4 protein-coding genes are annotated in these 3,422 nt (G+C 74.3%); 2 read left to right on the top strand and 2 right to left on the bottom strand.

Going from position 1 to position 3,422, the window contains the following annotated elements; genetic code table 11:
• Positions 1-77: 77 nt before the first annotated feature.
• Positions 78-1,010, bottom strand: coding sequence for an NAD(P)-dependent oxidoreductase (locus tag GTY56_RS09850; RefSeq protein ID WP_161364517.1), 933 nt, complete (start codon positions 1,008-1,010; stop codon positions 78-80).
• 64 nt (positions 1,011-1,074) lie between these two features.
• Between GTY56_RS09850 and GTY56_RS09845 the strand changes: the two genes are divergently transcribed.
• Positions 1,075-1,425 carry a winged helix-turn-helix transcriptional regulator gene (locus tag GTY56_RS09845; protein ID WP_161364515.1) on the top strand — a complete coding sequence of 117 codons (351 nt, stop codon included), beginning with the start codon at positions 1,075-1,077 and terminating at the stop codon, positions 1,423-1,425.
• Positions 1,426-1,604: 179 nt separating this feature from the next.
• On the opposite strand, the gene GTY56_RS41105 is transcribed toward GTY56_RS09845, so the two are convergent.
• The gene (locus tag GTY56_RS41105; protein WP_161364513.1) at positions 1,605-2,084 is read right to left on the bottom strand and encodes a MarR family winged helix-turn-helix transcriptional regulator; all 480 of its coding nucleotides are present in this window, start codon (positions 2,082-2,084) and stop codon (positions 1,605-1,607) included.
• A gap of 94 nt (positions 2,085-2,178) precedes the next feature.
• Here GTY56_RS41105 and pip point away from each other — a divergent pair, with 94 nt between their 5' ends.
• Positions 2,179-3,147: a prolyl aminopeptidase gene (pip, locus tag GTY56_RS09835; RefSeq protein ID WP_161364512.1), complete on the top strand. Its 969-nt coding sequence runs from the start codon at positions 2,179-2,181 to the stop codon at positions 3,145-3,147.
• Positions 3,148-3,422: the final 275 nt, after the last annotated feature.

Below are 3,422 nucleotides of genomic sequence, written 5' to 3'. Positions count from 1 at the left end.
GCCCGGCGTAGCGGTCAGCATGACCGGCAGCCCGGCGCGGCGTAGCGGTCAGCGTGACCGGCAGCCCGGCGTAGCGGTCAGCGGCGTCCGATGACCTCCGCGATGCGGAGGAAGCCGTCCTGCCCGTGACCCAGCCCGATGGTGCGGCGGGCCATGCCTTCGGCCGCGCGCATGACACCGGCGTCGATGCCGTGCGACTCGGAGACGTGGACGATGTGGGCCATGGACGACGCGGCGGAGGTGAGCGGGTTGCCGTCGCCGGAGTAGGTCCCGGCGTCGGCGTCCGCGGCGGTCTCCCCGAACACCGGCGGCAGGATGGCGCCGATGCCCTGGGCGAAGGGGGCCAGTTCGGTCGCGGTGACACCCTCGGCCCGAGCCACCGCCAGGGCGTGCGCGTAGCCCGACATCGCCGTCCAGAAAATGTCGAGCAGGGCGATGTCGTAGGCGGCGGCCCGGCCCGGATCCGCGCCGAGGTGGGTGTGGGAACCGCCCAGCGCCTGGCGGACTGCGGCGACTTCCTCGTAGAGGTCCTCCGGACCGCTGTACAGGAACACCGCGTCGGGCGTGCCGATGGTGGTCGTCGGGGTCATGATCGCGCCGTCGAGGTAGCGGACGCCGTGCTCTGCGGCCCAGTCGGCGGTGCCGCGGGCCCGGGCCGGGGTGTCGGCGGTGAGGTTCACGACCGTACGGCCCTTGAGGGCCGCCGCGACCCCGTCCTGGCGCAGCACGGCGTCGGCGGCGTCGTAGTTCACCACGCAGACGACGGTCACCTCGCTCGCCGCCGCCGCTTGCGCCGCGGAGGCCGCGCCCGCCGCACCGCGGTCGAGGAGTTCCCGGTCCCGGCCCGGGGTGCGGTTCCAGACGGTGGTGCGCAGGCCGGCGTCGACGAGCGCGCCGGCCAGGGCACGGCCCATCGGGCCGAGACCGAGGACGGTGACCGTGGGGGTCGGGTGACCAGCGGGCCGTCGGGCGGAATGCGCCGGGGCGGTGGAAGCGCTGTACGAAGTCATCGGGAACTCCTCTGGTGTGCGGGACAGTTGATCTGCATGACGATCCACAGGAAAAGGGGCGGATATGACGCGTCGGCGGCAGGATCCGGACGTGTGCGGGGTGACCGCCGCGATCGCGGTGGTCGACGGCAAGTGGAAGACGGCCCTGCTCTGGCTGCTGGAGTCGGGCCCGCACCGCCCGGCGGAACTGCGCCGGAAGCTGCCGGGCCTGTCCGAGAAGGTGCTGACCGAGGCCTTGCGCGAGATGGCCGCGGACGGGCTGGTGCACCGGGAGGTGTACGACGTGCTGCCGCCGAAGACGGTCTACTCCCTGACCGCGTTCGGCCGTGAACTCTCCGAGGCCCTGGCGCCGTTGTCCGACTGGGGCCACCGGCACCTGGAGCAGCTGGCCGAGGCCGCCCGGCCGGCCTCCTGAGGCGGGTGCCACCTCCGTCCCTTCCGGATCCTGTGCCTCACCGGCCGCCCACCACCAGGTTCGCGCGGCGCCGGCGCACTGCCAAGTCCCCACAAAAAAGTGGGTACTCGCGAAGGACGATCACGCCTGGCCCCTGCCGGCGGCTCCCGGTCGCAGCGGGCGGGCCGCGCCTGCCCCGGTCACTCGGTCCGGCGAGCCGCCGCCACCCGTTCCCGGAACGGCCGCCGCCCCACCGCCTGCGCCACCTCGGCCAGCAACTCCCCCAGGGGCATGGACAGTTCCGTGTCCAGCTCCGCCATCGCCGCGGCCGTCGCCTCCCACTCCGCCTCGATCCGCGGCAGCAGCGACCGGGCCTCGGCCGTGAGGCCGACCAGCCGGCGGCGGGCGTCCAGCGGGTCGGGGGTGTGGGTGACCAGGCCCGCGCGGGCCATCTGGGCGGCGGTCTGGCTCGCCGCCGAGTGCGTGACGCCGATGGCCTCGGCCAGGTCGCGCACGGAGAGCGGTCCTTGCGCCACGAGCGCGCGGACGACCGGGGAGAACCGGGGCCGGTACTCGGCCATGCCCTGCTCCTCGTAGAGCGCGGCCACATCGCCGTCGAGCAGCTCCAGGACGTGGCGGAGCAGCGTCCCCACGGCGGCCGGATCCGGTTGATTCCTCATCCTGATAATCTAACAGCGCTGTTATATCTGGGCACGTCCGAGGCAAGTCGTCCGAAGCAAGCCGTCCGAGGCAGACCAGGAGGGGACGTCACGCATGCCCCAGTCCGAGCCCTATCCGCCGGGCATCGAACCGTACGCGCACGGCATGCTCGACGTCGGTGACGGCAACCGCGTGTACTGGGAGGCCTGCGGGAACCCCGCGGGCAAGCCCGCCCTCGTGCTGCACGGCGGGCCGGGGTCCGGGGCGGGGCCCTTCTGGCGCCGGCTGTTCGACCCGGCGGCGTACCGCATCGTGCTCCTCGACCAGCGCGGGTGCGGGCGGAGCACGCCCGACGCGGCCGATCCGGGGACCTCGCTCGCCGCCAACACCACGCACCATCTCATCGCGGACATCGAGCGGTTGCGGGAGCACCTCGGCATCGGTAAGTGGCTGGTCCTCGGCGGCTCCTGGGGGGTCACCCTCGCCCTGGCGTACGCCGAGCGGCACCCCGGGTCCGTGTCCGAGCTGGTCCTCTTCAGCGTCACCAGCACCACGCGCCGCGAGGTGGAGTGGGTCACCCGGGACATGGGGCGGATCTTCCCCGAGGAGTGGGCCCGGTTCCGCGACGCCGTGCCGGAGGACGAGCGCGAGGGGAGCCTGGCGGACGCCTACGCCCGGATGCTCGCCGACCCCGATCCCGCGGTACGGGAGCGGGCCGCGCGGGAGTGGTGCCGGTGGGAGGACGTGCACGTCTCCACCCTGCCGGGGCACCGGCCCGACCCGCGCTACGAGGACCCGCGCTTCCGGATGCGCTTCGCGCGGCTCGTCACGCACTACTGGCGGCACGCGGCCTTCCTGGAGGACGGGGCGCTGCTGCGCGACGCCGGGAAGCTGGCCGGCATCCCGGGCGTGCTGATCCACGGCCGGATGGACATCAGCGGGCCTGCGGACATCGCGTGGCACCTGTCCCGGGTGTGGCCGGATGCGGAACTCGTCCTGATCGGCGGCGAGGGGCACGGGCTGTCGGGCACCTCCTCGACGGCGGCCGTGCTGGCGGCGACGGACCGGTTCCGGCACGCCTGAGGATTCCGCCGCCCTCTGGTGGCGAGCCGCCACGTTTCTGAGGCTGCACGGTCCGCCGTCCGGCGGCCGCAGCCGTTCCGCCCGGCGACGGACCGCCTGCGGCGCCGCCCTCGACGCACGCCGGGGACCCGCCGGGAACAGACCCGGCCCGGACGCGTGAAAACTCCGCCGTCCGCCGCCGGCCGGCCGGCCGCAGCAGTCCCGCCCGGCGACGAGCGGCCTGCCGCCACCCCCAACACACGCCGGAGTCCCGCCGGGAACAGACCCGGCCCGGA

The organism is Streptomyces sp. SID5643 (assembly GCF_009872555.1).
GTDB classification, from domain to species: Bacteria; Actinomycetota; Actinomycetes; order Streptomycetales; family Streptomycetaceae; genus Streptomyces; species Streptomyces iakyrus.
This window is presented reverse-complemented; position numbering and strand designations above follow the sequence as displayed.

Coding starts and splice junctions, on each gene's coding strand:
- pip (WP_161364512.1), top strand. CDS start 2,179: ATGCCCCAGTCCGAGCCCTATCCGCCGGGCATCGAACCGTACGCGCAC.
- GTY56_RS09845 (WP_161364515.1), top strand. CDS start 1,075: ATGACGCGTCGGCGGCAGGATCCGGACGTGTGCGGGGTGACCGCCGCG.
- GTY56_RS41105 (WP_161364513.1), bottom strand. CDS start 2,084: ATGAGGAATCAACCGGATCCGGCCGCCGTGGGGACGCTGCTCCGCCAC.
- GTY56_RS09850 (WP_161364517.1), bottom strand. CDS start 1,010: ATGACTTCGTACAGCGCTTCCACCGCCCCGGCGCATTCCGCCCGACGG.